The organism is Bradyrhizobium sp. (assembly GCF_049512235.1).
Taxonomy (GTDB): Bacteria; Pseudomonadota; Alphaproteobacteria; order Rhizobiales; family Xanthobacteraceae; genus Bradyrhizobium.
Window position 1 is genome coordinate 1 of record NZ_JBEKXH010000009.1, and the last position, 24,389, is coordinate 24,389.

General features: G+C 64.8%; 19 protein-coding genes and 1 pseudogene. 7 read left to right on the forward strand and 13 right to left on the reverse strand.

The features are described from left to right. Window positions 1-137: 137 nt before the first annotated feature. Entirely contained in the window at window positions 138-1,766 is a 1,629-nt protein-coding gene (locus ABSG20_RS01610) for a SulP family inorganic anion transporter (protein ID WP_423862729.1), read from the reverse strand. 260 nt (window positions 1,767-2,026) lie between these two features. Between ABSG20_RS01610 and ABSG20_RS01615 the strand changes: the two genes are divergently transcribed. From ABSG20_RS01615 to trxA, 4 genes are all read left to right on the forward strand, one after another. Beyond that, entirely contained in the window at window positions 2,027-3,037 is a 1,011-nt protein-coding gene (locus ABSG20_RS01615) for an adenosine deaminase (protein ID WP_423862730.1), read from the forward strand. A gap of 137 nt (window positions 3,038-3,174) precedes the next feature. Continuing rightward, window positions 3,175-6,321 (forward strand): double-strand break repair protein AddB, encoded by a 3,147-nt coding sequence (gene addB / locus ABSG20_RS01620; RefSeq protein WP_423862731.1) that lies wholly within the window; start codon window positions 3,175-3,177, stop codon window positions 6,319-6,321. Further along, window positions 6,315-9,821, forward strand: coding sequence for a double-strand break repair helicase AddA (gene addA / locus ABSG20_RS01625; protein WP_423862732.1), 3,507 nt, complete (start codon window positions 6,315-6,317; stop codon window positions 9,819-9,821). Before addB ends, addA begins: the two co-directional genes overlap by 7 nt. A 90-nt stretch (window positions 9,822-9,911) precedes the next feature. Next, window positions 9,912-10,232, forward strand: a complete 321-nt coding sequence (trxA, locus tag ABSG20_RS01630; protein ID WP_291567524.1) for a thioredoxin — start codon at window positions 9,912-9,914, stop codon at window positions 10,230-10,232. A 76-nt stretch (window positions 10,233-10,308) separates the two neighbouring features. Here the strand turns inward: trxA and ABSG20_RS01635 are convergent, their stop codons facing one another. The 7 genes from ABSG20_RS01635 to rpmI all read right to left on the reverse strand — a co-directional run bounded on the left by ABSG20_RS01635 (window position 10,309) and on the right by rpmI (window position 16,775). Then, entirely contained in the window at window positions 10,309-11,439 is a 1,131-nt protein-coding gene (locus ABSG20_RS01635) for an RICIN domain-containing protein (RefSeq protein WP_423862733.1), read from the reverse strand. Window positions 11,440-11,681: 242 nt separating this feature from the next. Next, window positions 11,682-13,025, reverse strand: coding sequence for a bifunctional folylpolyglutamate synthase/dihydrofolate synthase (locus ABSG20_RS01640; RefSeq protein ID WP_423862734.1), 1,344 nt, complete (start codon window positions 13,023-13,025; stop codon window positions 11,682-11,684). After that, window positions 13,022-13,963, reverse strand: coding sequence for an acetyl-CoA carboxylase, carboxyltransferase subunit beta (gene accD / locus ABSG20_RS01645; RefSeq protein WP_423862735.1), 942 nt, complete (start codon window positions 13,961-13,963; stop codon window positions 13,022-13,024). The genes ABSG20_RS01640 and accD overlap by 4 nt, the downstream gene beginning before the upstream one ends. Window positions 13,964-14,110: 147 nt before the next feature. Then, a complete protein-coding gene (gene trpA, locus ABSG20_RS01650; protein WP_423862736.1) occupies window positions 14,111-14,947 on the reverse strand; it encodes a tryptophan synthase subunit alpha in 837 nt (278 codons plus the stop codon). A gap of 39 nt (window positions 14,948-14,986) precedes the next feature. Further along, a complete protein-coding gene (gene pheS, locus ABSG20_RS01655; protein WP_423862737.1) occupies window positions 14,987-16,069 on the reverse strand; it encodes a phenylalanine--tRNA ligase subunit alpha in 1,083 nt (360 codons plus the stop codon). A gap of 62 nt (window positions 16,070-16,131) precedes the next feature. Beyond that, window positions 16,132-16,491: a 50S ribosomal protein L20 gene (gene rplT, locus ABSG20_RS01660; protein WP_423862738.1), complete on the reverse strand. Its 360-nt coding sequence runs from the start codon at window positions 16,489-16,491 to the stop codon at window positions 16,132-16,134. A gap of 83 nt (window positions 16,492-16,574) precedes the next feature. Beyond that, window positions 16,575-16,775: a 50S ribosomal protein L35 gene (gene rpmI, locus ABSG20_RS01665; RefSeq protein ID WP_029585522.1), complete on the reverse strand. Its 201-nt coding sequence runs from the start codon at window positions 16,773-16,775 to the stop codon at window positions 16,575-16,577. Between the two features lie 261 nt (window positions 16,776-17,036). Between rpmI and ABSG20_RS01670 the strand changes: the two genes are divergently transcribed. Next, the gene (locus ABSG20_RS01670) at window positions 17,037-17,477 is read left to right on the forward strand and encodes a hypothetical protein (RefSeq protein ID WP_423862739.1); all 441 of its coding nucleotides are present in this window, start codon (window positions 17,037-17,039) and stop codon (window positions 17,475-17,477) included. 121 nt (window positions 17,478-17,598) lie between these two features. Here ABSG20_RS01670 and infC read toward each other — a convergent pair whose 3' ends face one another. Further along, window positions 17,599-18,138 (reverse strand): translation initiation factor IF-3, encoded by a 540-nt coding sequence (gene infC, locus ABSG20_RS01675; protein ID WP_423862759.1) that lies wholly within the window; start codon window positions 18,136-18,138, stop codon window positions 17,599-17,601. A gap of 458 nt (window positions 18,139-18,596) precedes the next feature. On the opposite strand from infC, the gene ABSG20_RS01680 reads away from it, so the two are divergent. Further along, window positions 18,597-19,385, forward strand: a complete 789-nt coding sequence (locus ABSG20_RS01680; RefSeq protein WP_423862740.1) for an alpha/beta hydrolase — start codon at window positions 18,597-18,599, stop codon at window positions 19,383-19,385. 96 nt (window positions 19,386-19,481) lie between these two features. Here the strand turns inward: ABSG20_RS01680 and ABSG20_RS01685 are convergent, their stop codons facing one another. From ABSG20_RS01685 to ABSG20_RS01695, 3 genes and pseudogenes are all read right to left on the reverse strand, one after another. Beyond that, a complete protein-coding gene (locus ABSG20_RS01685; protein WP_423862741.1) occupies window positions 19,482-20,282 on the reverse strand; it encodes a thioesterase family protein in 801 nt (266 codons plus the stop codon). A 46-nt stretch (window positions 20,283-20,328) separates the two neighbouring features. Further along, window positions 20,329-21,551 (reverse strand): annotated as a pseudogene (queG, locus tag ABSG20_RS01690) (tRNA epoxyqueuosine(34) reductase QueG). Next, window positions 21,500-22,192, reverse strand: a complete 693-nt coding sequence (locus ABSG20_RS01695; protein WP_423862742.1) for a glutathione S-transferase family protein — start codon at window positions 22,190-22,192, stop codon at window positions 21,500-21,502. Before ABSG20_RS01695 ends, queG begins: the two are co-directional and overlap by 52 nt. 198 nt (window positions 22,193-22,390) lie before the next feature. Here ABSG20_RS01695 and ABSG20_RS01700 point away from each other — a divergent pair, with 198 nt between their 5' ends. Continuing rightward, window positions 22,391-23,197 (forward strand): undecaprenyl-diphosphate phosphatase, encoded by an 807-nt coding sequence (locus tag ABSG20_RS01700; RefSeq protein WP_423862743.1) that lies wholly within the window; start codon window positions 22,391-22,393, stop codon window positions 23,195-23,197. Between the two features lie 144 nt (window positions 23,198-23,341). Here ABSG20_RS01700 and ABSG20_RS01705 read toward each other — a convergent pair whose 3' ends face one another. Next, the gene (locus ABSG20_RS01705) at window positions 23,342-24,310 is read right to left on the reverse strand and encodes a complex I NDUFA9 subunit family protein (protein WP_423862744.1); all 969 of its coding nucleotides are present in this window, start codon (window positions 24,308-24,310) and stop codon (window positions 23,342-23,344) included. Window positions 24,311-24,389: the final 79 nt, after the last annotated feature.

Consider the following 24,389-nt stretch of genomic DNA (forward strand, 5'->3'; position numbering starts at 1 on the left):
CTGGCTTCGATGGTTGACGGGCGAGGCTCGCCTCTTGCCCGTTCTTAAAATGCCGTCGCAGCCGCGCAGTGTATTTCAGCATTGCCGCAGGAGGGTTGCGACGCCCTGGCCCGTAAGGTTTGGCTTGTTTTCATTCGTCATCGCTCCGCAGGCGCGCCAAGTGCGCCACCGCGAACCGCCACAATGGCCTCGTGCAGCGTTGTAAAAATTCGCGCCTCGCCGATAGCTGCCGTGATCCGGTGCCGGTCCAGGTCGGAGCGAAGGTACGGACTGACGCGCGCGAAGACGATGCCGACCCCTTGATGCGCCAGGTCATCGAGCAAATCGCGCAGCGATTGCGCCGCCGAATAGTCGATATCCGTGATCGCGCCGGCATCGACGATGAACCAGCGGATCGGCGTCGGCGCGCGCTTTACAAGGGAGCGCACTTCGTCGGCGAAGCGGTTGGCGTTGGCGTAGAACAAATCCGAATTGAAACGATAGACAATGAGCCCTGGTTCGGTCTCATTGCCCGCTGCCGCCGGCACTGGAACCCACCGGCCGGCCGCGTTGGGCGCAAGCATGACGGTGTGGGGGCTGTAACTGTGGCGCACGTGCCTGAACAGCGACAGCACGATCGCCAGCAGGATCCCTTGTTCGACGCCGATCACGACCACGGCCGCCGCGGTGACGACGGCAAGATAGAACTCGCCCGGGCTTTCGCGGCGAATGTCACGCAAGGCCCTGACGTCGATCATCCCGGCCGCGATCGTGAAGACGATGCTGGCCAACACGCAGCGCGGCAGGTACTGCAGCGGGGCCGTGAGGAACAGCAGCACCAGCAGCACGACGCCCGCAAATACAAGTTGGGCGACCTGGCTGCGCGCGCCCGCGCGATCCGCCATCGCGGTCTGCGTCGGGCTGCCGTTGACCACAAACGCTCCGCTGGCGGCGGCGGCGGCGTTCGCCGCCGACAGCCCGAGGATGTCCGCGTCCTCGTCGACGCGCTCGTGGCGCTGCAAGGCGAACACGCGCGACGTCGCGGCGCTCTGCGCGACGATCATCACAAAGCATGACGCGGCCACCGGCAGCAGCGTCAGACTTTCGCGCCAGCTCACGCCGGGCAGCCCAATCGACGGTAAGCCGCCGGGAACCGGACCGAGGACCGCGATGCCGCGTTCGGCGAAGCCGAACGCCGCGCTGGCCGCGATCGTCCCTGCTACCGCGAACAGCGATAGGGGAAGCCGCGGGGCAACCCGCTCGCCGAGCAGGATGGCGCCGGCCACGAGCGCGGACAGCGCCAGTGTCGCAAGATTGGACTTCGGCAGCGCCTGCAGGATTTCCCACGCCTGAACCGGCGTGCTGCGCGAGTCGACCGTGACGCCGAACATGTCGCCCAGCATCGCTATCCCGACCTGAAACCCGACACCGCTGAGAAACCCGACCAGCACCGTTCGCGACAGGAAGTCGGCGAGGAACCCCAACTTGAAGATCCATGCCAGAAGCAGGAACCCGGCGGTCAGGAGTGCGACCATGCCGACCAGCGCCACGTACTTCTCGCTGGCGGGTGCCGCCATGTGAGACAGCGAGCTGGAGAAGATGACGGCAGTGGCCGAGTCGGCGGCCACGACAAGGTGGCGGGAGGAACCGAACACCGCGAATGCAACGAGCGGCATCAGCACGGTGTAAAGCCCGGTGACCACAGGCATGCCCGCGATGCGCGCATAACCCAGCACTTGCGGGATGTTCATGGACGCAAGGATCACGCCTGCGAAAGCGTCGCGCATTGCCGCCTTGCGGCTGAAAGGCCGCAAGCCACTAAAAAGGATCAGTCGCATCGCCGTCCACCATAAGCCTGGATCACCGCAGCTCTGGGCACTATTGTTTCGCCGTAGCGCTATGATGGCGCGGCCGTCTGAAATGCATGCCGGCGGACAATCGCCCGTCGCTCGCTTGGCAGATTACGATGATAACCGGCATGATGTACAGGTTCGCGGTTCGTCCCGCCGGGCGCCAACCCCCGCCAACAATACGCGGTAGAATGCCGATGATTGACACCCTGATCACGCGTTTGCCCAAATGCGAAATGCACATTCACATCGAGGGCAGCCTGGAGCCCGAGCTGATGTTCGCGCTGGCGCGTCGCAATGGCATTTCGTTGCCCTACGCTTCGGTTGAGGCGTTGCGCCAGGCCTATCAGTTTTCGAACCTGCAGGATTTTCTCGACATCTATTATCAAGGCATGTCCGTGCTGATCACGGAACAGGATTTCTATGATCTAGCCTGGAGCTACTTGGAGCGGGCGCGCGCAGACAATCTCGTGCACGTCGAAATGTTCTTCGACCCGCAGGGCCACACCGCCCGCGGCGTTGAATTCTCCACCGTGATCAATGGTCTCCATCGCGCCATCGTCGATGCCCGGCAAGCCCTGGGCGTCCGGGCCAGCCTCATCATGTGCTTTCTGCGCCATCTCGACGAGGCAGATGCGGAGAAGACGCTGGATGCCGCGCTGCCGTTCCAGGACCGAATCATCGGCGTGGGTCTGGATTCATCGGAAACAGGACATCCGCCAAGCAAATTCAAACGTGTATTCAACCGTGCCCGCGACGCAGGCTTCTTTCTGTCGGCCCATGCCGGCGAAGAAGGGCCGCCGAGCTACATCTGGGAAGCGCTCGACGTGCTCGGCGTCGCACGAATCGATCACGGGATTCGCGCGATGGAAGATCAGGTCCTGGTTGCAAGGCTGGCGCGGGAGAAAACGGCGTTGACGGTGTGTCCGCTTTCAAACCTGCGGCTGCGGGTGGTCGACGACCTCGCAATGCATCCGCTGCGCCGGATGCTGGACAAGGGATTGATGGTGACGGTCAACTCCGACGATCCCGCATATTTCGGCGGATACGTGAACCAGAACTACCGCGCGGTCACGGATGCATTGGGACTTGGTCGCGACGAGATCGTCACGATCGTTCGCAACGGAATCGAGGCTTCGCTGATGACGCCGTCCGAGAAGAACGAGGCATTTGCGGAGATCAATCGCATCCTCGCCACGATCGCGTGAGCCTGCCGGAGGGGTCTAGATGGCGCGCCCCCGGCCGATGAAGATGGGCACTCTTCGTTCGCCGCGGCGCCATGATGGCCAGAGCGATTTCCACCCACCCATGCCATGATGCAGCCTGTCCGCGAATCAGGTTCCCCATGCGCCTTTTCAGCGTTCCCTTGTCCGCACCTCTGCTGCGCAATGTCGTCGCAGCGCTGGTCGATGGCCGGCTGGTCGATGGCTTTTCGGCCCGCACCCATCCGGAACGGCTGGCGCGGGCGACGCTGTATCTGCCGACCCGGCGCGCCGGGCGAATGGTGCGGGAAATATTTCTCGATGAGCTGAAGGCGGACGCTGTGATCCTGCCGCGCATCATCGCGCTCGGCGACATCGATGAAGACGAACTGGCGTTCGCGGAGGAGCAGGACGCCTATGGCGGCGCGGCGCCGCTCGACATTGCACCGAGCCTCGGCGAACTCGAGCGCCGGCTGACGCTGGCACGGCTGGTCGCGGCGTGGGCCAAGAGTCCGGTCTCGGCGCCGCTGGTGGTCGGCGGGCCGGCCTCGACCTTGGCGCTGGCCGGCGATCTGGCGCGCCTGATCGACGACATGGTTACGCGAGGCGTCGGCTGGGAGGCGCTGGACGGACTGGTCCCGGATCATCTTGATCGGTATTGGCAGCACTCGCTCGATTTCCTGCGGATTGCGCGGCAGATGTGGCCGGCGCACCTTGCGGAAATTCAAAGGATCGAGCCGGCGGCGCGGCGTGACCTGTTGATCGAGGCCGAGGCCAGACGCCTCACCGCCCATCCCGAAGGTCCTGTGATCGCGGCGGGTTCAACCGGCTCGATGCCGGCCACCGCGAGATTCCTCCACGCCGTCAGCGCGCTGCCGCAAGGCGCGGTGGTGCTGCCGGGACTCGATACCGAGCTCGACGACGACGCCTGGCAGAAGATCGGCGGCATCCAGGACGCCGGCGGCCAATTCACCACGGAGCCTTCGTCGAACCATCCGCAGTTCGCCATGCACGCGCTGCTGCGCCGGCTGGGCATCAAGCGCAGCGATGTCGAGATCCTCGGCGAGGCGGCGGCGGCCGGGCGCGACGTGCTGGTCTCGGAGGTGATGCGGCCCTCGCAAGCGACAGCGCAATGGCACCGGCGGCTGGTGCAGCCCGACATCGACGCCAGGATCGCGCGCGCCATGACCGGTCTGGCGGTGATCGAAGCTGAAAATCCCGAAACCGAAGCGCTCGCGATCGCGGTTGCGATGCGCGAGGCGCGGCACCTTGATAAATCTGCGGCGCTGGTGACGCCCGATCGCGCGCTGGCGCGACGGGTGATCGCCGCACTCGCGCGCTGGAATCTGGCCTTCGACGATTCCGGCGGCGACGCCCTGATGGACACGCCGGCGGGAATCTTCGCGCGGCTCGCCGCCGAGACGGTCGCCAACGAGCTTGAGCCGCCGACCCTGCTTGCGCTGCTGAAGCATCCGCTGTGCCGGCTGGGCAGCGCGCAGGGCGCCTTCAAGGGCGCAATCGAGACCCTGGAACTGGCGCTGCTGCGCGGCACGCGGCCCCAGGCCGGCAGCCGCGGGCTGGCGCTGGATTTCGCGCGCTTCCGGCAAGAGCTGGCCAAGCTGAGGCGGGGCGAGACCTCCGCGCTGCATGGCTCGGAGCCGAGGGCGAGACTGGGCGAGGTCGAACTCGACCGCGCCCAGAGGCTGATCGAAAGCCTACAGGCCGCTCTGGCGCCGCTTGAAAGTCCCTCTCCCGCAAAACCTTGCGATTTTGCCGAGCTCGCCGACCGCCATCGCGATGTCCTGATCGCGCTGTCGCGCGACGAGCATGGCGATATCATGGCTTTCGAGGACCATCAGGGTTCCGTGCTGTCAGCCGCGTTCGACGATCTCACCGGCGCGCCATCGCAAAGCGGCCTGATGGTTGAGATCAGTGATTACCCGGAAGTTTTCCAGACCGCGTTCGCCGACCGCATGGTGCGGCGGCCGGAGGTTTCGCAGGCGCATTTGCGGATTTATGGCCCGCTGGAAGCGCGGCTGACCCAATCGGACCGCGTCATCATCGGCGGGCTGGTCGAGGGGATCTGGCCGCCGGCGCCGCGGATGGATCCATGGCTGAGCCGTCCGATGCGCCATCAGCTCGGCCTCGATCTGCCGGAGCGCCGCATCGGCCTCTCCGCGCATGATTTTGCCCAGTTGCTCGGCACTGATGAGGTGATCCTCAGTCACGCCGCGAAAGTCGGCGGCGCGCCGGCCGTGGCCTCGCGTTTCCTGCACCGGCTGGAAGCGGTCGCCGGCGAGGAACGCTGGCACGCCGCGAAGGCGGCCGGCCAGAACTATCTCCGCTACGCCGCCGAGTTGGACCGGCCCGACAGGGTCGAACCAACAGCTCAGCCTGCGCCGAAGCCGCCGCGCTCGGTCCGGCCCTTGAAATTGTCGGTCACCGCGATCGAGGACTGGCTCAGGGATCCCTATACGATCTACGCCAAATACATTCTAAAACTCCAGCCGCTCGATCCCGTCGACATGCCGCTGTCTTCAGCCGACCGGGGCTCGGCGATCCACGATGCGCTCGGCGAATTTACGCAGACTTTTGCCAACGAGCTTCCCGACCGCCCCGAGCTGGTCCTGCGGGCAATCGGCGAGAAATATTTCGCGCCGCTGATGCAGCAGCCGGAGGCGCGGGCGCTGTGGTGGCCGCGTTTCCTGCGCATCGCCAATTGGTTTGCCGATTGGGAAACCGCGCGCCGCGCCGATGTCTCGGCCATCGCCGCCGAGATCCGGGGCGAAATTGCTATTGCCCTTGACCATGAACGCAGCTTCGTGCTGTCGGCGCGCGCCGACCGGATCGAACGCCGCCATGACGGGACCTTTGCCATTCTCGATTACAAGACCGGCCAGCCGCCGACCGGCAAGCAGGTGCGGATGGGACTGTCGCCGCAGCTGACCCTCGAAGCGGCCATCCTTCGGGAAGGCGGCTTTGCCGGTATTCCGGCCGGCAGCACGGTCGGCGAACTCGTCTATGTCAGGCTCAGCGGCAACAATCCGCCGGGAGAACAACGGTCGCTGGAGCTGAAGATCAACCCGGGCGACACGCCGCAACCGCCCGATACGGCCGCGGCCGAGGCGCTGATCAAGCTGGAGGCTCTGATCCGCGCCTTCGAGGATGAGAGCCAGGCCTATACCTCGCTCAATCTGTCGATGTGGTCGAACCGCTACGGCAGCTATGACGACCTCGCCCGCATCAAGGAATGGTCCGCGGCCGGCGGCCTTGGAATTGAAGAATGGTGAGCGCGCCGCGCCCAATCCCCGAAGCCGTCCGCGCCACGCAGGCGCGCGCCTCGGATCCCGCCGCTTCCGCCTTCGTCTCGGCGAATGCCGGCTCGGGCAAGACCCACGTGCTGGTGCAGCGGGTGATCCGGCTATTGCTGGGAGGCGTGCCGCCGGAAAAAATCCTCTGCATCACTTTCACCAAGGCCGCCGCCGCCAACATGGCGGAGCGGGTGTTCACCACCCTCGGCCATTGGGTGACGCTCGATGACACCGAGCTCGATGCCGCGATATCAGAGGCCGGCATCGCGCGACCCGACGCCAAGTTAAGGATGCGGGCGCGCGAACTGTTCGCCTGCGCGCTGGAGACCCCGGGTGGCCTGAAGGTGCAGACCATCCACGCGCTCTGTACCCGGCTGCTGCAGCAATTCCCGTTCGAGGCCAATGTGCCGGCGCGCTTTGCCGTGATCGACGAGCGCGACCAGACCGAGATGATGGAGCGCGCCAATCTCGCCGTGCTGCTCGAGGCCTCCCGCGATCCCCTGAGCGCTACGGGCCGGGCGCTGACCACGGCCATGGCCAGTGCCGCCGACGTCACCTTCAAGGATGTGGTGCGCGAGGCCTGCCTGTCCCGCGATCACTTCATGGCCTGGACCGACGCCGCCGGCAGCTTGGACGCCGCAGCAGATGAGCTTTGCAAGTCCCTTGGCGTCGATCCCGGCGACGGCATCGAAGACGTCGAACAGGAATTGATCGAGGGCCCGAACCTGCCGCGATCGCGTTGGAAGGAAATCGCCGCCATCCTCGATAAGGGTAGGAAATCCGACCAGGACCAGGCAGCGCGGCTTCGCGAGGCGGTGGTTTCCAGCGGCGCGGTGCAAGTCGATGCCTATCTCGGCCTATTCCTGACCGACGAGCGCGCGCCCCGCAAGTCCGTACTGACCAAGAAGTTCGGCGACGATCATCCGGCGATGGCGCATCGGTTCGACCAGGAGGGCATCCGCATCGGCGCCCTGATCGAACGGCGCCGCGCGGTGACGACGCGGGACCGGACCCAGGCGCTGCTGCGGATCGCGACCGCGGCGGCGCAAAATTACCGGCGCGAGAAGCGGGCGCGCGGCCTGCTCGACTATGACGACCTGATCGACAGGACGCTTGCGATGCTCGACCGGGTTTCGGCCGGCTGGGTGCATTACAAGCTCGACCGCGGCGTCGATCATGTGCTGATCGACGAGGCCCAGGACACCAGTCCCCGGCAATGGGATATCGTCGCCCACCTCATTTCCGAATTCACCACCGGCGCGGGCGCCCGAGAGGGTGTTGTCAGGACGATCTTTGCGGTCGGCGACGAGAAGCAGTCGATCTTTTCGTTCCAGGGCGCGGCGCCGCGCGAATTCGACAGCCGCCGCCGCGGTCTGCAAAAGAGCTTTAGGGATGCCGGGCTGCAATTCGATCCCGTCACGTTGACTACCTCGTTCCGTTCCGGGGCCGCGATCCTGCAATCGGTCGACCATGTCTTCCGCGAGCAGGATATCTACCGCAGCATCCATTCCATCGAAACCGGGTACCCGGTTCACAATTGGCTTGCCGACGCCGGTCCGAGCCTGATCGAGCTCTGGGACTTGCAGCAGCGGGACGACCGGCAGGACATCGAAGGTTGGCGGGCGCCGTTCGATGCGGTGTCGGAGACGAGCCCCGAGGTCAGGCTGGCCCGGCGCATTCAGGCCGAGATCAGGCGGCTGGTCGAAGGCGGCACCATGACCGGCTCCGCCGGCAAGCGCCGACGCCTGGGCTACGGCGACATGCTGGTGCTGGTGCGGCGGCGCGGCAACGCGTTCGACGCCGTGATCCAGGCGCTGAAGCACGCCAACATTCCCGTCGCCGGCGCCGACCGGCTCAAGCTCACAGAGCATATCGCGATCATCGACCTGATGAATCTCACCGATGCGCTGTTGCTGCCGCAGGACGATCTGGCGCTGGCGGTGGCGCTCAAAAGCCCGCTGTTCGGCCTCAGCGACGACGATCTGTTCAGGCTCGCATGGCAACGGCGGGGATCGCTGCGAAGCGCGCTGCGCCTGCAGGCGGCGAATGAGCGCAAATTCGCCGGGGCGCTGGATCGTCTGGAACAATGCCAGCGCCGGTGCGACAGCTCGAGCCCGTTTGCGTTCTATGCCTGGCTGCTCGGCGGCGATGGCGGAAGGCGGCGCATCCTGAAGCGGCTCGGCCCTGAAGCCAATGACGCGCTCGACGAATTCCTGGAGCTTGCCTTGGGCTATGAGCGCAAGGCGCCGGCCTCGCTGCAAGGTTTTATGGCCTGGCTGCGCGCCGCCGATACCGAGGTGAAGCGCGACATGGAAATTTCCCGCGACGAAGTCCGGGTCATGACCGTGCACGGCGCCAAGGGGCTGGAATCGGCCGTGGTCTTTCTGGTCGACACCACCTCCTCGCCCGCCGATACCCAACGGCTCAAGCTCATTCATCTGCCGCGGGCCGCCGCCACCCCTCAGGCGCCCGGCGTGGTGGTGTGGGCCGGCAGGAAGGCCGACGACCCCGCAGCCGTCGCTTTGGCCCGCGCGGCCATGCTCGCCGAGACCGAGGACGAATATCGCCGGCTGTTGTATGTGGCGATGACGCGTGCCGCGGACCGCCTGATCGTCGGCGGCTGCCTGCCGGGCAACATGAACACGGTGCGCAAACTCTGCTGGTACGATCTGATCGCAAAAGGCCTCGGCAATTCCGGACTGCAGCTGCAGACCATCGAGACCCCCGACGGTCCGGTCAGGCGCTATGCGCGCGCCGAGGATGGGCCGGTCGCCCCAGCCGCAACCGCGGCCCCGGCGCGGAGCGCTGCGGCCGCGCTGCCGCCCTGGTTGCACGCGCCGGCGCAGGCCGAGGTGCCATCCGAGTCCGTAATGCGCCCTTCCGGCCCTGCTGATGATGACGGCCGCCGGATCCGGAGCGGCCAGACCACCCAGACCCGCGCGCGCGCGGTGCAGCGCGGCACGCTGGTGCACCGGCTGCTGCAATCGCTGCCCGACATCGCGGCCGAACGCCGCCGCGACGCGGCGCTGGGATACCTTGCCCGCCACGCCGGCGACTGGGCCGAGGGCGACCGCGAGAGGCTCGCGGAAGCGGTGCTGGCCCTGATCTCGGATGGTCGGTTTGCCGCGGTATTTGCCGCCGGCAGCCGCGCCGAGGTCCCGATCGTCGGCCGATTGCCACGGCCGGGACGGCCGCCTGCCCTGGTTTCCGGACAAATTGACCGGCTGGTGGTGACGCAAGGCGAGGTCCTGATCGTCGATTACAAGACCAATCAGGCTCCGCCGGATCACCCGGCCGAGGCGCCCAGGAGCTATGTCCGCCAGCTCGCGCTCTACCGGGCGGTGCTGCTCAAGCTCTACCCGGAGCGGAGCGTGCGCGCCGCCTTGCTCTGGACCGAACGGCCTGAATTGATGGAGATTTTGCCCCCCGCGCTGGATGCCGAACTGGCATCCCATGCGGTTGGGACCGAGCGAGCTTGACCCGGCAAGCCGGCGTTCATACGTTGCTGTCATGATCCCAGCGGCTTTTCCTGAAAGCCGCATTCCTCCCGAACCGAACGAGGTATTGACATGGCCGTTGGCAAGGTTTCTGACGCCGATTTCGAAGCCGAGGTGCTCAAGGCGACCGGCCCGGTGGTGGTCGATTTCTGGGCCGAATGGTGCGGCCCGTGCCGCATGATCGCGCCCGCGCTCGACGAGATTTCCGGCGCCATGGGCGACAAGGTCAAGATCGTCAAACTGAACGTCGACGAGAGCCCGAAGACGGCGTCGAAATATGGCGTGATGTCGATCCCGACCCTGATGATCTTCAAGGGCGGCGAGATGGCCTCGCGCCAAGTCGGCGCCGCGCCGAAGCAGAAGCTGCAGCAGTGGATCACGGCTGCGGTGTGATCGGCTTCGAGCAATGATGATGACCCAAAAACGGCCGGCGGAGTGCCGGCCGTTTCGTTTCGGATAGACGGTCATTTCAGTGGAACGACCATTGCTGGTTGGCAATGCCGTTGGCGGTGAACTGGTCGATCAGTGTGCCGCTGAGCGTCAAGGCGCCGCTGGAGCCGATCAACAGTCCGCTGCTGACCGATTTGATGGTGTAGTTGCCGCCATTGGTGCCGGTGAAGGTCCATTGCTGATTGGTGGCGGCGTCGGCGGGCTTGACGTCGATCGCTCCGCCGGAGGCGGTGGAGCTATTCAGCACATCAAGCAGCTGGCCGGTGGCGGCATTGGCGATCGTGTAGTTGCCGCTGCTGAGCCTGGTGACATTCCAACGCTGGTTGGTGGTACCGACATCGGTGGCCTGGTCGACCAGCGTGCCGTTCGCGGTCTGCCCCGCGGGGATTTCCAGCGACATCGCGCTGTTGAGGTTCTCGATCTGGTAGGTGCCGCTCTGGACCACGGCCGTCGTGGCCGCCCCGTTCGAGACCGTGACGATCAGGACAATTCCAGTGTTGTAGGCGGTGTCGCCCCATATGTAGTTTTCGGCGCTCCCGGTACTGAACGCGTCGCGGCCCCAGAACACCCAGTCGCCGCCGGCGTTGACCTCGGCCTGCAGCCGCTGGGTGTTGTAGGTGAAGGCGTTGAACTTTTCGCCGGGGTGCAGACCGTTTTCGACCCATTCGTAGCCGAGATCCTGGTTGCGATTGGCGTCGTTGCCGCTGGTGTAGATGTTCGTGTTGTTGTTACTGGTCGGGCTGACGATCTCTGCCAGGGTGGAAGTGCCCTGCGGGACGATGCCGACCTTGAAACAAGGCGCCGTGCCGCAGCGGGGGGCATAGGTCGATCCGATGCTGTAGTCGGTCGAGCCGGGGATCAGCGCGGAGGCCTCGACCACCGTCCTGCCCTTGATCGGATCCAGATCGAACTCGAAGTAGGCGACCTGCTGGTTAGGCTGCTCGGTGGAATAACCGATCTGGTAGTTCGAGACCGTGTGTACCCCGGCCGCGTTCCAGTTTCCCGATGCCAGGGCCGTGAGCTGAAATGTCGTGGTGGTGGCGCTTTGCGCCCGGACCAAACCGGTGCCGGCCGCGGACAGGGTGATGATGGCGATGGCGTAGCGAGTCGTATGCCGCACGAACGTACAACGCCCTAGCTCGGTTCTCATGGTCATTTCCTCCGTGTGGGACTTACTGGGCTTTACATCTCCTCAAAGTGCACAGACCGGCCATCGCCTTAGCCGGCGAATCACATTGCCAAACTTGCGGATGACCTTATGTCGACTATCCGACACACAACCTGAAGTGTCAATATAATATATTCTTCTCTCAGGTTGTTTATGCGAGGCTGGCCCAGGACGCGTTGCGCTATTGCGCCGCTGGAGTCGCAAACATGCTGCGGAAGCGGGGATCAGCCCGGCAGTGTGCCGTTGGCGACCAGCACGTGGCCGGCAAGATAGAGCGAGCCCGTGATCAGGATCCGCGGCGGAACTTCGTAGGACAGGCGCGCCAGCGAGCGCAGCGCGGCTTCGACACTCGCTGCGGTTTCCACGCGCATGCCAAGCCGGCGCACCGCGTCCGCCAGCCGGTCCGGCGGCATCGTGCCGTCGCGGCCCGGGATCTGCACCCCGATGATGTGGCGCGTCAGGCCGGCGAAGTTGGCGATGAAGGCGCCGGCATCCTTGTTGCCCATCATGCCGAAAATGACGACGAGGGGTCGCGATACCCGTTCCTCGAGATCGCCGAGGCAAGCGGCGGCGACACGGCCGCCCTCGGCATTGTGGCCGCCATCGAGCCAGATCTCGCAACCCCTCGGCGCCTGAGCCAACAATGCGCCTGACGAAAGCCGCTGCATCCGCGCCGGCCATTCGGCGCTGACAATGCCGGCCTCGAAGGCTGTGGGATCGATCTTGAACAGGCTTTGCGCGCGCAGCGTCGCGATCGCGAGGCCGGCATTGTCGAACTGATGGCGGCCGAACAGCCGGGGCGCCGCAAGGTCCATCAGGCCGCGATCATCCTGGTAGACCAGCCGTCCGCGCTCGACACTGACATGCCATTCCTGCCCGCAGGCATAGAGCGGCGCGCGCAGCCGTTCGGCCTGCTGCTCGATCACGGCAATCACCTCCGGGGCCTGCTCGGCGCAAACGACCGGCACCCCTGTTTTGACGATGCCGGCCTTTTCACGGGCGATCGCCATCGCCGTGCCGCCCAGAAATTCCGTGTGATCGAGACTGACCGGCGCGATCACGGTCGCCAGCGGCCGGTCGATCACATTGGTGGCATCGAGCCGCCCGCCGAGACCGACTTCCAGCAGCACCACGTCGGCCGGGTGCTGCGCGAACAGGACAAAAGCCGCCGCGGTTTCGATTTCGAACAGCGTGATCGGCGCGCCGGCATTGGCCCGCTCGCAACGTTCGAGGGCGTCGCGCAGTTCATCATCGCCGACCAGAACGCCGCCGCCGGCCCGGCCGAGGCGAAAGCATTCGTTGATCCGCACCAGGAACGGCGAGGTGTAGACGTGAACGCGCAGGCTTGCTGCTTCGAGAATGCCGCGCAGATAGGCGATGGTCGAGCCCTTGCCGTTGGTGCCGGCGACGTGAATGACGGGCGGCAGCCGGCGTTGCGGATCATCTAGCAGCTCAAGCAACCGCCGCATCCGCGCCAGATCGAGATCGATCGGCTTCGGGTGCAGCGCCGACAGCCGCGCGATCAGCGCGCCGAGCGGCGGCGAATGCTTTGCCCCGGGCGCGTTCACGCCGGCGATACTGCCGGCACGACATCGGCGCCTGATGGGATCGGGGCCGGGAGGGCGATCGAGGCTGCAGGCTTCGGGGCGGTTTCGAGCGCCGGCGATTTGGTCAGCAACCGGCATAACCGTGCGAGCGTCGGGCGCATCTCGTGCCGGTGTACCACCATGTCGACCATGCCGTGGTCCCTCAGATATTCGGCGCGCTGGAATCCTTCCGGCAGTTTCTCGCGGATGGTCTGTTCGATCACCCGCGCGCCGGCGAAACCGATCAGCGCGCCGGGTTCGGCGATCTGGACGTCGCCCAGCATGGCATAGGAGGCGGTGACGCCGCCGGTGGTCGGATTGGTCAAAACCACGATATAGGGCTGTTTGGCCTCGCGCAGCATCTGCACCGCGACGATCGTGCGCGGCATCTGCATGAGCGATAAGATGCCTTCCTGCATGCGGGCGCCGCCGGAGGCCGCAAATACGATGAAGGGGGATTTCTTTTCGACCGCGAGTCCAAGCCCGCGCACGATCGCTTCGCCGGCCGCCATGCCGAGCGAACCGCCCATGAAATCGAAATCCTGCACCGCGATCACGACCGCGGCGCCATCGAGCTTGCCGTAGCCTACCTTGATGGCGTCGTTCAGTCCGGTCTTGGCGCGGGCGTCCCTGATGCGATCGGCATAGCGGCGCTCATCCCGGAATCTCAGCGGATCGGGCGTCACCTCGGGCAGCGCCACGTCGAACCAGGTCTCATTGTCGAAGATCGATTTCAGCCGCGCCACCGCGCCCAGGCGCATATGGTAGTTCGAGCCGGGAATCACGAACTGGTTGGCCTCGACGTCCTTGTAAAACACGAGCTGCCCGGAGTCGGGGCATTTGATCCACAAATTCTCCGGCGTCTCGCGGCGCAGGATGTTGCGGATTTTCGGACGGACGACATTGGTAAGCCAATTCATATTTCGCTCCGGATGGCGACCAGGAGCCATCACCTTGAAATGGTTTGGCGTTCGATCGGACGCCAGACCTGATCGCGCATCGATATATGGCGGCTCGGGCCGGACCCGGCAAGCCGCCTAAGCCTGCGGTTCCCCCGCAATTATGGCTTATTCCGCGGCTTGTTTGGCGCCGCGTACGCCCTCGGCCAGTCCGGCCACGAGATCGGCCACCGCACCGACGGTTTTGCCGGTGGCGCGACCGGCGGCGTCCAGGCTGTCGCGCAGCGCCTCGACCAGCGCGGTGCCGACCACCGCGCCGTCGGCATGCTCTGCGATGGCGCGCGCGGCCTGCGGCGTCCGGATGCCGAAGCCAACACAGACCGGCAATTGGGTGTGCCGCTTGATGCGGGCGACGGCCTCGCCCGCTCTGGCCGCATCGGCGCTGGCGCTGCCGGTGATGCCGGTGATGGAGACATAGTAGACAAAGCCCGAGGTGTTGGCGAGCACCGCAGGCAGCCGGTTGTCGTCGGTGGTCGGCGTCGCCAGCCGGATGAAATTAAGCCCCGCCCGCATCGCCGGCAGGCACAATTCGGTGTCTTCTTCCGGCGGCAGGTCGACGATGATCAGGCCGTCGACGCCGGCGGATTTCGCGTCAGCGAGAAAGCGGTCGACGCCATAGATGTAGATCGGATTGTAATAGCCCATCAGCACCAGCGGCGTTAAGGCCTCTTGCCTGCGGAAGGACCTGACCAGGTCAAGCGTCTTCTTCAGCGTCATGCCCGCTTGCAGCGCGCGCAAGCCCGCCGCCTGAATGGCCGGACCATCGGCCATCGGATCGGTAAAGGGCATGCCGATCTCGATGATGTCGGCGCCGGCTTTCGGCAGCGCCTTGATGATGTCGAGCGAGGTCGCGGGATCGGGATCGCCGGCCATCAAAAAGGTGATGAAGGCGGCGCGGCCTTGGTGCTTCAGCTCGGCGAAGCGGGCGTCAATACGGGTGGTCATGAGGCAGCGCTCGCGGTGTTATGCTTCTCTCGACGAGATTCACGAGCTCAGCCCTCCCGCCAGGGCCGGGACGTCGAGTGGCTTGAAGCCGTAATGGCTGAGCCAGCGCACATCGCTCTCGAACAATTGCCGCAGGTCGGACATGCCGTATTTCAGCATCGCGATGCGGTCGATGCCCATGCCCCAGGCAAAACCCTGATAGACCTCGGGATCAATGCCGCAGGCGCGCAGCACGTTCGGATGCACCATGCCGCAGCCCAGGATCTCCAGCCAATCCTCGCCTTCGCCGAATCGGATCTCGCCCTTGTCGCGCCGGCACTGGATGTCGACCTCGAGCGAGGGCTCGGTGAACGGAAAGAACGACGGCCGGAAGCGCATGTTGATGTGGTCGACCTCGAAGAACGCCTTGCAGAATTCGTGCAGGATCCATTTGAGATGGCCGAGATGCGAGCCCTTGTCGATCACGAGGCCCTCGACCTGGTGAAACTGCGGCGTGTGGGTGGCGTCGGAATCGATCCGGTAGGTGCGGCCCGGACAGATGATCCGGATCGGCGGCTTCTGCGTCAGCATGGTGCGCACCTGCACCGGGGAGGTATGGGTGCGCAACAGCATGCGCGAACCATCGTCCTTCGGGTTGAAGAAGAACGTGTCGTGCATCTCCCGCGCCGGGTGGCCTTCGGGAAAATTCAGTTTTGTAAAATTGAAGTCATCGGTCTCGATGTCAGGGCCCTCGGCGATCGCAAATCCCATATCGGCAAAGATCGCGGTCAGTTCATCCATCACCTGGCTCAGCGGGTGAATCCGGCCCTGCTCGGCGGCAGCCTCGCGCAGCGGCAAGGTGACGTCGATGGTCTCGGATTTCAGCCGCGCGTCGAGGGCCGCGGATTTCAATATTTCGCGGCGCGCGGTCAGCGCCCGGGTAACGGCATCCTTGGCAAGGTTGATCCTGGCGCCTTCGGTCTTGCGCTCGTCGGGCAACATTTTGCCGAGCGTCGACAACAGCGCGGAGATCGAGCCCTTCTTGCCGAGCGCTGCGACACGAACGGCTTCCAGGGCGGCTTCGTCGCCGGCGGCAGCGATCTGGCTGAGGATGGTTTGCTCGAGCGCTGCGAGGTCGGTCATGGCGATTCCTTTTGGCCAGGGCGCCAAGCCGTTGCCCCTGGCCCGTCATGAAGCGGCAAAACTTACGCCGCCAGCGCCGCCTTGGCCGTTTCGGCGATCGCCTGGAACGCCGCCGGTTCGCGGATCGCGAGATCCGACAGCACCTTGCGGTCGACCATGATGCCCGACTTCGACAGGCCGTCGATAAAGCGGCTGTAGGTCATGCCGAACGGGCGCACCGCGGCATTGATCCGCTGGATCCACAGCGCGCGAAAAGTGCGCTTCTTGCGCTTGCGGTCGCGGAAGGCGTATTGCCCGGCCTTTTCGACCGCGGCCTTGGCGGCGCGGATGGTGTTCTTGCGACGGCCGTAAAAGCCCTTGGCGGCCTTGTAGACTTTCTTGTGCTTGGCGTGAGAGGTCACACCGCGTTTGACGCGAGACATGACGGGTCTCCTTCAGATCAGTTTGGTCAGGGATCGCCGCGCGGACGCGGCTTGGCAAAATGGGATCGTGGTTGATTTCGCGATCAGGCGTTGGGCAAGAAGTATTTCTTGATGTTGTCGCCGTCGGTCTTGAACAGCACGCGGGTGCCACGGAGCTGCCTGATCTGCTTCTTGGTGCGCTTGATCATGCCGTGGCGCTTGCCGCGCTGGGCGTGCATCACTTTGCCGGTGGCAGTCACCTTGAAGCGCTTTTTAGCGCCTGACTTGGTCTTCAGCTTGGGCATTTGGCTCTCCTGTTGCCGCAGAAAAACGCGCCCAGAGAGGCGCTTTCGCGGCTAAAATGCTCGTTAGAGCGTTGAAAGTGCTCAGGTATTCTCTGAAATGAAAAGACCAGCACCGCTATCGACACGGCAGCCCTTGATCAGCCGGGCGATGAAGGTTGCGCTTATGGCAGAGCGCGACGCGGTTGGCAACGATGAACCGCGAAACCATGTGATTCGACCTATTGGTTCAGCGCCTTACCGACACAGCAAGGAGTGAAGAAGATGACGATTTCAGCCCAGCCGATTGCCTTTTTCGCGGATTTCATGGTCTCACGTACTCCGCGGTGGACACTGACCGCCGCCCTTCTCGCCATGATGGTCGCAACGCCCGGCGCCGCCGACGCGAGGCGCGCAGGCTTCGTCGGGGCCGGAGGAACCTATGACGGCACCTGGAATGTGATCTTCTCTACCCGGGCAGGCAATTGCAGCGCGACCAACAGCGCCCCCTTTGCCGTGTCCGGCAGTCGCGTTTCGTCCGCCGGAGGCGGCAAGGTGACCGGCGGCATCAGCCGTGGCGGCGTCGTGTCGGTCAGGATATCGGTCGGTCTGTCGGTCGCCAACGGCACCGGCCGGCTGGTCGGCAATTCCGGAACTGGCCGGTGGAGCGGGATCATTTCGGGCGACCGTTGCAGCGGCAGCTGGCAGGCGGCGCGGGGATCATGAGATCTCGTGTCTTTCACGTTGCGCCGCGTCCGGGAACACGAACGGTCATTCAAGGAAACGGCCCGCCAGATTGTCCGACGGGCCGTATTCCGAATTCACACATACTAATCGCGTTGACGAATCAGCGCGGCGCCAGAACCATCACGACCTGACGGCCTTCGAAACGCGCGTCCTGCTCGACCTTGGCGAATTGGGCGACGTCGGCCTTGACCTTGTCCAGAAGCTTGGTGCCGATTTCCTGATGCGCCATTTCGCGGCCGCGATAGCGCAGCGTAATCTTGACCTTGTCGCCTTCCTCGAAGAACCGCTGCATCGCGCGCATCTTCACTTCGTAGTCGTGGTCGTCGATCATCGGCCGCAGCTTGATCTCCTTGATCTCGACCACTTTTTGCTTCTTGCGGGCTTCGGCGGCTTTCTTCTGCGCCGAATATTTGAATTTCCCGTAGTCCATGATCTTGCAAACGGGAGGATTGGTATTTGGCGAAATCTCCACCAGATCCATGCCCGCTTCGAGGGCCATCTTGACGGCGGCGGCGGTTTCGACGATGCCGTGGTTCGTGCTGTTCTGGTCGATCAGCTGAACCTGTGCATTGCGGATTTCATCATTGGTGCGCGGCCCGTCTTTGGTGGCAGCGGGCGGGGCTCGGTTGGGACGGCGAATGGGTAACTCTCCAAGGTTGTGGACGATGGCGATAGTTTGAAGGATTAAGGCCGAGCTCGCAAGCGAACTCACACCCCTGCGTGCGAAAACCGTCAAATGCGAGGCATTTTGGCCACGTTGGCTAACGCGGGGATGACAATATCGTTCAGATCCGCCCACTCATGGCAACGGCGCTGCGCCGTTGCCAATAGAGAGCGGACGTTCGCTCCGCAAGCGCCGCGGCGTCCTATGCGATGCTGCATAATTCTTGCTCATTCTCGCTGGCCGGTCCCGTGCAGCGGCCTTTGGTCCATAACCGCACTGAAGTCATGGGTTTCGGGTGTCCTTTCCAGTTCCTCGCTGGTTCGACGGGGTTGGTCGGGCACGGCGGACCCGGGCACTCTGACATCAGAGGTAATGACGTCCGTTGACGGGTGGTTATCCCCGCTCAAACAACCGCAACAAGGGAGAGTGTATCCATGGCCCATTCAGCCGCATCCGGGCAGCCGCCGGCCTTCATCGAGGTCGGCAAGGATAGCGCTGCGCGCCGCATCGCCGTGCGCGCCCGTAGCGGCGGCGCGCCCGGCCTGATCTGGCTCGGCGGATTCAACTCCGACATGCAGGGCATCAAGGCGCTGGCATTGGACGCATGGGCCGCCGGACAGGGACGCGCCTGCGTCAGGTTCGATTATTCCGGCCATGGCGAGTCGGGCGGCGCGTTCGTCGAAGGCACCATCGGCCGTTGGCTGGAAGAGAGCGTCGCGGTGTTCGAGCAGTTCTGCGCCGGCCCGCAGATTGTGGTCGGCTCTTCGATGGGCGGCTGGATGGCGCTGTTGCTGGCGCGCGAAATGATGCGGCGCAGGGGTGCCCACGCCACGCTGGCGGGGCTGGTGCTGGTCGCGCCGGCGCCGGATTTTACAGAAGTGCTGATGTGGCAGCGCTTCTCGGCGGAGATCCGCCAGGAGATCGAGACCAAGGGCGTGTGGCTGCAGCCGTCGCAATATGGCGAGCCCTATCCGATTACCCGCGCATTGATCGCGGAGGGTCGCAACCATCTGCTGCTCGGCAGTGCCATCGAGGTCGGATGCCCGATCCGGATCCTGCAGGGTGCGCAGGATCCGGACGTGCCGTGGCGACATGCCTTCGCGCTGGCGGATCGGCTGCCTGTTGACGATGTGGTGCTGACCGTGATCCAGGACGGCGATCACCGCCTGTCGCGGCCGCAGGATATCGCGCGGATGATCGCGGCGGTGGCGGAGATCGGATAAGGTCTTTTTCACGATAACTTCAATAGGACCATTCGGCAGAGTTCCTCACTCGCGCCTCAGGCGCGCCCATCGGCGCGTCCGGACGGCATGAGTTTTTCATTGCGGTGGCGGGCGCGGCGGCGCCATCGGCTTGCGCTGCGCCAGGGCCACCGCGCTTGAGGTCCCGATCGGGCCCTCCCGATCGTACAGGCAACACTCTGCGATCGCGATGCCGTCGGTGGCCTGATGGTTGACGACATCGAAGCCGATCCATTCCTGCACCGGAAGACGGTGCAGATACAGCGTGACGTCGCTGTTGATGTAGCTCAGGCCCTGGTCGCCGGCATTGGCGAAGGGGCTGGCGAAATCCGCCGCCAGTGCGACCCGGACGAACGGCGTCAGCGCCGCGCCCTCGATGAGGTCGCGCACTTCGCTCATCCACAGCCGCCGCGGCCCCACCGTGCCCATCGCGCCAACGATCGGGCGCACGGTCCACATGCCTTTCAGGCCGAGCCGCGGGTCGGTTGGCACGGCGAGATCCGAAGGCTGCGGCACCTCCCAGTTCGGCGGCGACCAGACCTGGCCTGGCGGCTTTTGGGTCTTGCGCAGCAGCTGGCAGGAGGCGCGCGCCATGTGGACGCCGCCGCTCAGAAAATCGGCTTCCACGACCTTGATGCGGAGGCCGTCGCGGACGAGCCGCGTGGTGACCTCGACCGGCGCCAGGTTCGGCAGCCGGAACATGTCCACGGTCAGCCGCGCCGGCATCAGGCCGTCAGCGCCGTGGCGCTGCTCGATGACGGAAGCCAACAGCCCGATGATGACGCGGCCGTGCAGCGAGTTGGGATCCCAAGGTCCGCACGCGGCGCCGGTCGGAAGGAAGGTGTCGCGGTCGCGGGTAAAGAACGGTTGATTGGTCATGGCGCCGGACCATGATGGAATTTGCGGCGTGAAATCAAGGGTGGGTTCACGCCTTCGACGATCCCTGGGATAAGGAGGCCGTGCCAGCGGCGGTGCGCCGCCATTCCGTTCGCACGCTCTCATCTGCTTCCGCATTCACCGCTTTCGTCGCCCGCGCCGCAAACTCCTCTGGCGCCAGCCACTGCGACAGCGCCCACACGGCGGCGCCGCGGATCAGCGGGCTCGCGTCATCGAGCAGACGTTCGGCTTCGCGCACGAGATCGCGGTCATCGGCGTTGCCGATCGCGATCAGCACATTGCGGATGAAGCGGTCGCGGCCGATGCGCTTGACCGGCGATTTTGCAAACAGCGCGCGAAATGCCGCGTCGTCGAGCCGCGCCAGATCGGCCAACGCCGGCGCGCGCAATTCATCCCGCGCGGCGAGTTTCGTCTCACGCCCCTTTCGCGCGAACTTGTTCCAGGGGCATACCGCGAGGCAATCGTCGCAGCCATAGATGCGGTTGCCGATCGCCTTGCGAAACTCCGATGGGATCGGGCCCTTGTATTCGATGGTGAGATAGGAGATGCAGCGCCGGGCGTCGAGCCGGTAGGGCGCAGGAAATGCCGCGGTCGGACAGACATCGAGGCAGGCCCGGCATGAACCGCAATGGTCGCTTTCGGAGATGTCGCGCGGCAGATCGAGCGTGGTGAAGATCGCGCCCAGAAACAGCCATGAGCCGAATTGGCGCGACACGAGGTTGGTGTGCTTGCCCTGCCAGCCCAGGCCCGCCGCCAGCGCCAGGGGTTTTTCCATCACCGCGGCGGTATCGACGAATACCTTGACCTCGCCGCCCGCGCTTGCGACCAGCCATCGCGCCAGCGCCTTCAACCGCTTCTTGATCAGGTCGTGATAGTCGTCGCCGCGGGCATAGACCGAGATCGCGCCGCGGGTGCGCTGCTGCAGAATATCAAGCGGGTTTTCATCGGGCCCGTAATTGACGCCGAGCATGATGATGGAACGCACGTCTGGCCACAGCACGCGCGGGTCACCGCGGCGCTCTGGATTTCTCGCCAGCCAGTCCATCTCGCCATGGGCGCCGGCCTCGAGAAATTCCCGGAAATGGCGCGCCGCCTCGAATATTGCTGCGGGATCGGTGACGCCGGCGCAATCGAAACCCAGCGCGGAGGCTCTTTGCGCCAGCAGCGCCCTTGACAGCGCGCTCACCGAAAGCTCCGATTCAGAAATCGAGGTCGATATAAGTGGGCGAGGCCGGCACACCCGCCAGCCATTCGCTCAACAGCGGCCGGAACGAGGGGCGGGATTTCACCCGCGCGTACCACGCCTTTGCCGCGTCGTCCTCGATCCATGGCACGTCGCCCAGATAATCGATCGCCGAAAGATGCGCCGCGGCGGCGAGGTCCGCATAGCTCAGCCGGTCGCCGGCCAGGAAGTTCCTCCGCTGAGCCAGCCAGCCGATATAGGCCAGATGATAGCGCACATTGGCCTTGGCCGCGCGGATCACCTCCGCCGCCGGCGCGCCGCCGCCGTCTTCTTCATTGATGAAGCGCTTGTAGATGCGCTCGGTCACCAGCGGATTGGAGGCCTCTTCGAAGAACTTCTCGTTGAACCACGCCATCAGCCGGCGCACCTCGATGCGCTCGCGGACCGTTGCCGGCAGCAGCCGCCGCTCGCCGAGGCCGGCACCGCAGGTCTCGTCAAGATATTCGGCGATGATGGCGGCGCCGGGAACAGCGAGTTGGTCTTCCCCAATTAATACCGGCGTGGCGCCCGCGGGGTTGAGCGCCAAAAAGGCCTCGCGCCGCTCCCAGACCCGCTCTTCCACCAGATTCACCTCGAGACCGTATTCGCCCAGCGCCAGGCGGACGAAGCGCGAATGCGGACAGAACGAATGATGAAACAGCGTGAGCATGTATTCCTTGATGGTTGTTGCGAACCTTGAAGAAATCCTCGCCGCCCGGGACGGCGCAACGGGATCGGCAGGCCAAACTACCTAAGCACGCGAACGAGGCAACCCAAGTTTTGACGATTTTTGAGATTGCGGCAGCGGGGCGAATAAGCGAGAAGGGCGCGGCTTTCGGTCGATATGGATCATAACGGATCAGGTCTCATGATATCTGATACATTGCGGGCGGTCATTCTCGGCATCATCGAAGGCGTGACGGAATTCCTTCCGGTGTCCTCGACCGGTCATTTGCTGCTGGCGGAACGGTTTTTCTATCTCGGCGAAGGCAGTTTCTGGAACAGTTTCACCGTGCTGATACAGCTCGGCGCGATACTGGCGATTGTAGCCATTTATTTCGTCAAATTGTGGCGGGTCGCGCTCGGCATGTTCTCCAACGCTGCGGACCGGCGCTTCGTCATTGGACTTTTGGTGGCGTTCCTGCCGGCAGCGGTGATCGGCGCCGCCGCCGGCAGCTACATCAAGGCTTATTTGTTCAATCCCTGGGTGGTGTGCTTTTCGCTGATCGCCGGTGGCGCGATCCTGATGTGGGTCGATGGGCTCGATCTCAAACCGCACGAGCATGATGCCACCACCTTTCCATTGCCGATGTATCTTTCGATCGGGTTCGCGCAGTGCCTGGCGATGATTCCCGGGGTGTCGCGGTCCGGCGCCAGCATCGTCGCCGCGATGCTGTTCGGCGCCGACAAGCACGCAGCCGCCGAATTTTCGTTCTTCCTGGCGATCCCGACCATGGTCGGCGCGTTCGGCTACGAATTCTACAAAAATCGCGCCGACATGACGACCGATCACCTGGGCGTCGTCGCCATCGGCTTCGTCGTGTCATTCATCACCGCGATCATCGTGGTGAAGATGTTTTTGAGTTACGTGACCCGCCACGGCTTCATGCTGTTCGCGTGGTGGCGTATCATCGTCGGCACGCTCGGCCTGATCGCGCTGGCGCTGGGGCGGTAGCGGCGCTTTCGCCGCGATGGGCTTAAGCCATGGGGCGCGCGAAAGCGCCACCCCTGGCGAGCCCACCATCTTGAAGGCTTCACGCCTTGTTACGTTGGGCACGGCGCGAAATGCGCCTTTGGCCACCCTACAAATCCGCAGCCGCTACGCGCTCTTCCTCTGAAACTGTCCGGCGGCGCGGAAGCGCCAGAGATATTGCGGGACGATCGCTTCCAGCGAATCGGCCGATATGCCGAGCCCCTCGAGCGTCAGGCCGGCGGATTTCGCCGCCTCCGATACGACATTGTCCGACCGCAGCAGCGCCACCTGATCCGGCGTCAGCTTCAGGGGCCCCGGCGCGAACTGCAGCACCAGCGCCTGCCATTCCGCCAGCTTGAACGGCAGCGAAACCAGCATGCGCCGGCGCTCGATGGTGGCGAGGATGATCTCCATGATCTCGCGCATCGTCAGCACTTCCGGGCCGCCGACCTCGTAGGTCGCACCTCGCCTGGTCTTGCCGTCGACGGCGTCGGCGACCGCGCTGGCGACGTCGCCGACATAGACCGGCTGCAGTTTCGTCAAACCGCCGCCGATCAAGGGCAGCATCGGGGAAATCCGCGCCAGCGTCGCGAAGCGATTGGTGAACTGGTCCTCGGGCCCGAACACCACCGACGGCCGCAGGATGGTGGCCGACGGGACCGCCGCCAGTACCGCCTTTTCGCCGGCGGCCTTCGACCTTCCGTAGCGCGACGGCGATCCCGCGTCGGCCCCGATGGCGGAAACATGGACCATCGCCGCGCCGACGGCGGCCGCCGCCTTGGCCACCGCGGCGGCGCCAGCCGCCTGCACGGCGTCGAAGCTCTGGGCGCCGCCCTCGGTCAGAACGCCGACCAGATTGATGGCGACATGGGAGTCGCGCATGGCGGCCTCGACCGAGGCCGGGTAGCGCAGATTGGCCTGCACGGCATGGATCTGGCCGACCTTGCCCAGGGGTTGCAGGTGCCCCGCCAGTTCCGGCCGCCGCACCGCGACCCGGATGCGGTAATCGCGCCTGCACAGCGCGCGGACCACATAGCGGCCGAGAAAACCCGAGCCGCCGAAGACCGTGACGAGGGTGTCCTGATGCGATGCCATGGCGTCCATTTCCTGACGGGAAAATTCGATCGATAGGGGTAGTTTTCGACAGTTTGCCGATACGCCAAGCTTCAGCCTC

What these genes read in the sequence shown, in the direction of transcription:
- ABSG20_RS01680 (WP_423862740.1), top strand. Translation starts at nt 18,597, where the DNA reads ATGGCCCATTCAGCCGCATCCGGGCAGCCGCCGGCCTTCATCGAGGTC.
- ABSG20_RS01635 (WP_423862733.1), bottom strand. Translation starts at nt 11,439, where the DNA reads ATGAGAACCGAGCTAGGGCGTTGTACGTTCGTGCGGCATACGACTCGC.
- trxA (WP_291567524.1), top strand. Translation starts at nt 9,912, where the DNA reads ATGGCCGTTGGCAAGGTTTCTGACGCCGATTTCGAAGCCGAGGTGCTC.
- ABSG20_RS01670 (WP_423862739.1), top strand. Translation starts at nt 17,037, where the DNA reads ATGACGATTTCAGCCCAGCCGATTGCCTTTTTCGCGGATTTCATGGTC.
- trpA (WP_423862736.1), bottom strand. Translation starts at nt 14,947, where the DNA reads ATGACCACCCGTATTGACGCCCGCTTCGCCGAGCTGAAGCACCAAGGC.
- addA (WP_423862732.1), top strand. Translation starts at nt 6,315, where the DNA reads ATGGTGAGCGCGCCGCGCCCAATCCCCGAAGCCGTCCGCGCCACGCAG.
- accD (WP_423862735.1), bottom strand. Translation starts at nt 13,963, where the DNA reads ATGAATTGGCTTACCAATGTCGTCCGTCCGAAAATCCGCAACATCCTG.
- rplT (WP_423862738.1), bottom strand. Translation starts at nt 16,491, where the DNA reads ATGTCTCGCGTCAAACGCGGTGTGACCTCTCACGCCAAGCACAAGAAA.
- addB (WP_423862731.1), top strand. Translation starts at nt 3,175, where the DNA reads ATGCGCCTTTTCAGCGTTCCCTTGTCCGCACCTCTGCTGCGCAATGTC.
- ABSG20_RS01700 (WP_423862743.1), top strand. Translation starts at nt 22,391, where the DNA reads ATGATATCTGATACATTGCGGGCGGTCATTCTCGGCATCATCGAAGGC.
- pheS (WP_423862737.1), bottom strand. Translation starts at nt 16,069, where the DNA reads ATGACCGACCTCGCAGCGCTCGAGCAAACCATCCTCAGCCAGATCGCT.
- ABSG20_RS01610 (WP_423862729.1), bottom strand. Translation starts at nt 1,766, where the DNA reads ATGCGCGACGCTTTCGCAGGCGTGATCCTTGCGTCCATGAACATCCCG.
- ABSG20_RS01695 (WP_423862742.1), bottom strand. Translation starts at nt 22,192, where the DNA reads ATGCTCACGCTGTTTCATCATTCGTTCTGTCCGCATTCGCGCTTCGTC.
- ABSG20_RS01705 (WP_423862744.1), bottom strand. Translation starts at nt 24,310, where the DNA reads ATGGCATCGCATCAGGACACCCTCGTCACGGTCTTCGGCGGCTCGGGT.
- rpmI (WP_029585522.1), bottom strand. Translation starts at nt 16,775, where the DNA reads ATGCCCAAGCTGAAGACCAAGTCAGGCGCTAAAAAGCGCTTCAAGGTG.
- ABSG20_RS01615 (WP_423862730.1), top strand. Translation starts at nt 2,027, where the DNA reads ATGATTGACACCCTGATCACGCGTTTGCCCAAATGCGAAATGCACATT.
- ABSG20_RS01685 (WP_423862741.1), bottom strand. Translation starts at nt 20,282, where the DNA reads ATGACCAATCAACCGTTCTTTACCCGCGACCGCGACACCTTCCTTCCG.